Source organism: Streptomyces sp. SPB074 (assembly GCF_000154905.1).
Taxonomy (GTDB): Bacteria; Actinomycetota; Actinomycetes; order Streptomycetales; family Streptomycetaceae; genus Streptomyces.
In genome coordinates this window covers 6,363,092-6,367,964 of record NZ_GG770539.1, presented here as the reverse complement: position 1 = coordinate 6,367,964, position 4,873 = coordinate 6,363,092, and the positions used below count along the sequence as shown (strand labels likewise).

The window sequence follows — 4,873 nt, the reverse complement described above, 5'->3', positions numbered from 1 at the left end:
GTTCCTCGACCGCCTCCAGGTTCTGCCGAGATGTCGTCCCTGATCGCGGTGTGCGGGCAGGCGCCGGTCTCGACGGCCGTGATCCGCTCGGGCGGCAGGACACCTTCTTTCAGGAGGAATGCGGCGTCCTCGCGGGTGTAGACGTCGTTGGTGACGACGGCGAGCGAGAGTTCGGCGCGCAGGGTGCGGCACAGCGCGGCGACGGTCGCCGTCTTGCCCGAGCCGACGGGCCCGCCGAGGCCGAGGCGCAGCGCGCGGCGGCGGCCGTCGGGCAGGTGCGCGTCGGCGCTGAGCGCGGGCGGGGCGTCGTGGGAGTGGTCGAGGTGCACGGGTGGACTCCAGGGGCTCACGTGGTGAACAGCTTGTGCGGGCGCCGGGCGTGGGCCTCGGCGGCGAGGTCGAGCAGCGGGGCGGCGCGGGCGGGAAGCGCGTCCGTGCCCTCGGCGCGGGCCCGGTGCGCGTGCGCGAGGGCTTCGGCGGCGAGTGTGTCGAGCACGGGGGCGAGGCGCGCGAGGACGCGGGTGGCGTCGAGCGGGTCGAGGCTGAGGAGGCGGACGGTGGCGCTCGCGGGCCCGCCGACGCTCTCGTAGAGGCTCGCCGCCGCGGCGTCGGCGGGGCCGAGCCCGGCGGCGCGTGCGGCGAGGCCGAGGACGATTTTTCTGGTGGAGGCCGCGCGGGTGCCGGGCGGCCACGGCGTCGAGCGCGGGGCCGGGCCAGGCCGCGCGGGCTGCGCGCAGGAGCTGGCGGCCGAGTCTGCGGGCCGCCGCGCGCAGGGCGGGGGACGGGGTGCGGGCGTCGGCGGCGCGGTCGAGGGCGAGCGGGTCGAGGCCGAGCGCGGCGGCGGCCGCGAGCGACGCGGCGACGAGCCCCGTGGTGTGCGCGCGGCCGAGGCAGTACGCGTGGAGGTCGGCGGGGCCGGTGACGCGCCCCGCGGCCACGGCCTCCTCCGCCCCGCCGGAGTGCGCGTGGCCCCCGGCGGGGAGCCTCCCGTCGGCGAGGACGAGCAGGGCGGCGGGCACGGGCACGGGGCGGGCTCCTCTTTCTCGGGGCGGTTCAGAACAGGAAGTACCGCTGCGCCATGGGCAGTTCGGTGACGGGTTCGGGCTCGACCAGTTCCCCGTCGATCGTCACGGCGAAGCTGTCGGGGGCGACTTCGACGCGGGGCAGCGCGTCGTTGAGCCGCATGTCGGCCTTGCCGAGGCCGCGTGTCGAGCGGATCGCGGTGAACGCGCGGCGCAGGCCGAGGCGTTCGGGGAGGCCGTCGTCGAGCGCGTCCTGCGTGACGAAGTTGAGCGAGAGCCCGGCGGGCGCCGCGCCCATCGCGCCGAACATGGGCCGGGGCAGGACCGGCTGGGGGGTGGGGATGGAGGCGTTGGCGTCGCCCATCTGCGCCCAGGCGATCTGTCCGCCCTTGAGGACGAGCTGGGGTTTCACGCCGAAGAACGCCGGGTCCCACAGCACGAGATCGGCGAGCTTCCCGGGCTCCACGGAGCCCACCTCGGCGTCGATGCCCTGGGCGAGCGCCGCGTTGATCGTGTACTTGGCCACGTACCGCTTCGCGCGGAGGTTGTCGGCGCGTCCGTCGCCGGGCAGGCTGCCGCGCCGCCGTTTCATGACGTGCGCGGTCTGCCAGGTGCGCAGGATCACCTCGCCGACGCGGCCCATCGCCTGGGAGTCGGAGGACATGATCGAGATGGCGCCGAGGTCGTGGAGGATGTCCTCGGCGGCGATCGTGGAGGGCCTGATGCGCGACTCGGCGAAGGCGAGGTCCTCGGGGACCGCCGGGTTGAGGTGGTGGCAGACCATCAGCATGTCGAGGTGTTCCTCGACGGTGTTGACGGTGTGCGGGCGGGTCGGGTTGGTGGAGCTGGGCAGGATGTGCGGGAGCGAGACGGCGGTGATCATGTCGGGGGCGTGACCGCCGCCCGCGCCCTCGACGTGGAAGGCGTGCAGGGTGCGGCCCCGTACGGCGGCGAAGGTGTCGCCGACGAATCCCGCCTCGTTCAGGGTGTCGGTGTGGATGGCGAGCTGGGCCCCGGACTCCTCGCACACGTCGAGGCAGGCGTCGATGACGGCGGGGGTCGCGCCCCAGTCCTCGTGGATCTTGAAGCCGACGACCCCGGCGCGGAGCTGGTCGCGCATCGAGGCGCGGGAGGTGGTGTTGCCCTTGCCGAGGAGGCCGACGTTGACGGGGCTGTTCTCCAGGGCCTCGAACATGCGGGCCAGGTGCCAGGAGCCCGGGGTGATGGTGGTCGCCTTGGTGCCCTCGGCCGGTCCCGTGCCGCCGCCGACCATCGTCGTGACGCCCGAGCCGATCGCCTCGTCCACGAGGCCCGGCGAGATGAAGTGCACGTGCGTGTCGATGGCGCCGGCGGTGAGGATCTTCCCGTTCCCGGCGATGATCTCCGTCTCGGGGCCGATGACGAGGCCCGGGTGCACGCCGTCCATCGTGTCGGGGTTCCCGGCCTTGCCGAGCGCGACGATCCGCCCGTCCCTGATCCCGATGTCGGCCTTGACGATGCCCCAGTGGTCGAGGACGACGGCGCCGGTGACGACGGTGTCGGGGGTGCCGTCGGCGCGGCTCGCGCGGGACTGGCCCATCGACTCGCGGATGACCTTGCCGCCGCCGAAGACCGCTTCCTCGCCCGCGCGCCCGGGGCCGCCGCAGCGGTCCTCCTCGATCTCCACGAGGAGGTCGGTGTCGGCGAGCCGGACGCGGTCGCCGGTCGTGGGCCCGTAGAGGTCGGCGTAGGCGGGCCGGTCGAGGGTGTGGTGGCGCGGGGCTCGCTCAGGTGTCGTCACGGGAGGCTCCCTCGTCCGGGGCGGCGGTGGTGGAACCGGCCCGCGGGGCGGCGGTGCGCGGCTCCGGGGCGGCGGCCGTACGGGGCTCCGGGGCGCCGGTGGCCGTACGGGTGTCCGCGCGGGTGGCGTCGGTGTCGAGGGGCCCCGCCGTCTCGCCGCGCAGCCCGGCGACGACGCGGGCGCCGGCGAGCGGGACGAGGGCGACCTCGGCGGGAATGCCGGGCTCGAAGCGGACGGCCGTGCCCGCCGGGATGTGGAGCCGCTTGCCGTACGCGGCCGCGCGGTCGAAGTCGAGGCCCGGGTTGGCCTCGGCGAAGTGGTAGTGCGAGCCGACCTGGACCGGCCGGTCGGCGGTGTTGAGGACGGTCACCGTGGTCGGCTCGCGGCCCTCGTTGTAGGCGACGGGCTCCTCGGCGTACAGGATCTCCCCGGGAATCACGCGGGCCTCCCCCGGCTCAGACGATGGGCTCGTGGACGGTGACGAGCTTCGTGCCGTCGGGGAAGGTCGCCTCGACCTGCACCTCGTGGATCAGCTCGGCGATGCCGTCCATGACGTCGGCGCGGGTGAGCACTTCCCGCCCGGAGGCCATGAGTTCGGCCACGGTGCGGCCGTCGCGCGCGCCTTCGAGCAGGTGCGAGGTGATGAGGGCGACCGCCTCGGGGTGGTTGAGCCTGAGCCCCCGCTCCCGCCTCCCGCGCGCCACGTCGGCGGCCACATGGATCAGGAGCCGTTCCTGCTCGTGCGGGGTGAGTTGCACGCGTCCGCCACCTCTTCCACTCGTCCCACTCCCCGGCGCTCCGGGGGTTTCCCGGCGGGGCGAGGCCGAGGCTAACGGCGAACGGTTTCAGGCGCGTTACGGCGCGTTACGCGGCCGGGCGGGCCCAGGGTGCGGGAAGTGCGCGGTCGCCGCGCGGGCGGAGCGGGTCCGTATACGTCACGGGCCGGGCGCGCGGGGGACGGCCGTCCCGCGCGCGCTCAGGTCCGCCGGGGCTGGTGGTGTTCGGCGGCGATGCCGAAGCCGGGCCGGAACGGGTCGGCGGGCGCGGGGGGCCCGGGCAGCGCGGTGACGCTGCCGAGCGAGGAAGCGGGCTCCGCGGCCTCGGCCGCCTCCTCCGCGTCGAGAGCCGCGAGGCGCTCCAGGTCGGCCGCCGACACGAGCGCGGCGAGGGGTTTGCCGTGCCGGGTGACGACGACCCGCTCCTCGCCGTACACGACCCGGTTGATCAGGTCGGCCAGCTCGGCGCGGGCTCGGGTCACCGGGATCTCGTAAGCCATGCCCTCCACCTTAAGTCGCGCGGCCGCTCTCGCTGTCGGCGTAATCCGGGCGTCCTTGTTGCGCGCGCCCCGACACCTGATCCACACTCACGTACGTTCTGTACAGAATTTACAGGACGTACGAAACGTACGGTCCATTCGGCCCGTGCGTCCTCCGCGCCCTCGCGCGTCCCGCGCCCCAGGAGGCTTCGCCTTGCGGCCCACCGACCGGACCCCCCTCAACCGTCACGTGCTCCCCGAGTTCACCGAGCGCACCAGCTACGGCACCCGCGCTCTTGACCCGTACTCCCGGCTGCTGGAAGGTCGGATCGTGTTTCTCGGCACCCCGCTCGACGACACGGCGGCGGCGGACCTCGCGGCGCAGTTCCTGCACCTGGAGTACGCGGCCCCGGACCAGGACATCTCCCTCTACCTCAACTGCCCGGGCGGCGACTTCACCGCGCTGACCGCCGTCCACTACACGCTGCGGCACCTGTCGTGCGACGTCGCGACCTACTGCCTCGGGCAGGCCGTCGCGGTCGGCGCGGTCCTGCTCGCCGCCGGGACCCCGGGCAAGCGCGCGGCGCTGCCCGGGGCTCGGATCGTGCTGCGGCAGCCGGAGTTGGCCGAGGTGACACGGGGACGGCCGAGCGATCTGGCCGTCCTGGCCGGGGAAATGGCGCGCGAGCGGCGCACGACGGAACGACTGCTCGCCGCGGCCACGGGGCGGACGGAGGACGAGGTGCACGGCGACATGGAACGCGAGCGCGTCCTGACGGCGGCGGAAGCGGTGGCGTACGGGATCATCGACGCCCT

4 protein-coding genes and 3 pseudogenes are annotated in these 4,873 nt (G+C 74.6%); 1 reads left to right on the top strand and 6 read right to left on the bottom strand.

Annotated features, from left to right (window positions below; all coding sequences use genetic code 11):
• The 6 genes and pseudogenes from SSBG_RS27190 to SSBG_RS27165 all read right to left on the bottom strand — a co-directional run.
• A pseudogene (locus tag SSBG_RS27190) lies at window positions 1–329 on the bottom strand (GTP-binding protein); the annotation flags it as partial.
• Window positions 330–346: 17 nt separating this feature from the next.
• Window positions 347–1,025: pseudogene (locus SSBG_RS27185) on the bottom strand (urease accessory protein UreF).
• A 28-nt stretch (window positions 1,026–1,053) separates the two neighbouring features.
• The gene (locus tag SSBG_RS27180; RefSeq protein WP_008749265.1) at window positions 1,054–2,802 is read right to left on the bottom strand and encodes an urease subunit alpha; all 1,749 of its coding nucleotides are present in this window, start codon (window positions 2,800–2,802) and stop codon (window positions 1,054–1,056) included.
• Between the two features lie 130 nt (window positions 2,803–2,932).
• Window positions 2,933–3,241 (bottom strand): annotated as a pseudogene (locus SSBG_RS27175) (urease subunit beta); the annotation flags it as partial.
• Window positions 3,242–3,257: 16 nt separating this feature from the next.
• Entirely contained in the window at window positions 3,258–3,560 is a 303-nt protein-coding gene (locus SSBG_RS27170) for an urease subunit gamma (RefSeq protein WP_008749263.1), read from the bottom strand.
• Window positions 3,561–3,778: 218 nt separating this feature from the next.
• Window positions 3,779–4,078, bottom strand: coding sequence for a type II toxin-antitoxin system Phd/YefM family antitoxin (locus tag SSBG_RS27165; protein ID WP_037870752.1), 300 nt, complete (start codon window positions 4,076–4,078; stop codon window positions 3,779–3,781).
• 193 nt (window positions 4,079–4,271) lie between these two features.
• Here SSBG_RS27165 and SSBG_RS27160 point away from each other — a divergent pair.
• Window positions 4,272–4,873 (top strand): ATP-dependent Clp protease proteolytic subunit (locus SSBG_RS27160; RefSeq protein ID WP_037872027.1); only part of this gene is annotated, 602 nt, incomplete at its 3' end.

Bases quoted from the DNA above. Each gene is read 5' to 3' on its own strand.
- SSBG_RS27165 (WP_037870752.1), bottom strand. From the start codon at position 4,078: ATGGCTTACGAGATCCCGGTGACCCGAGCCCGCGCCGAGCTGGCCGAC.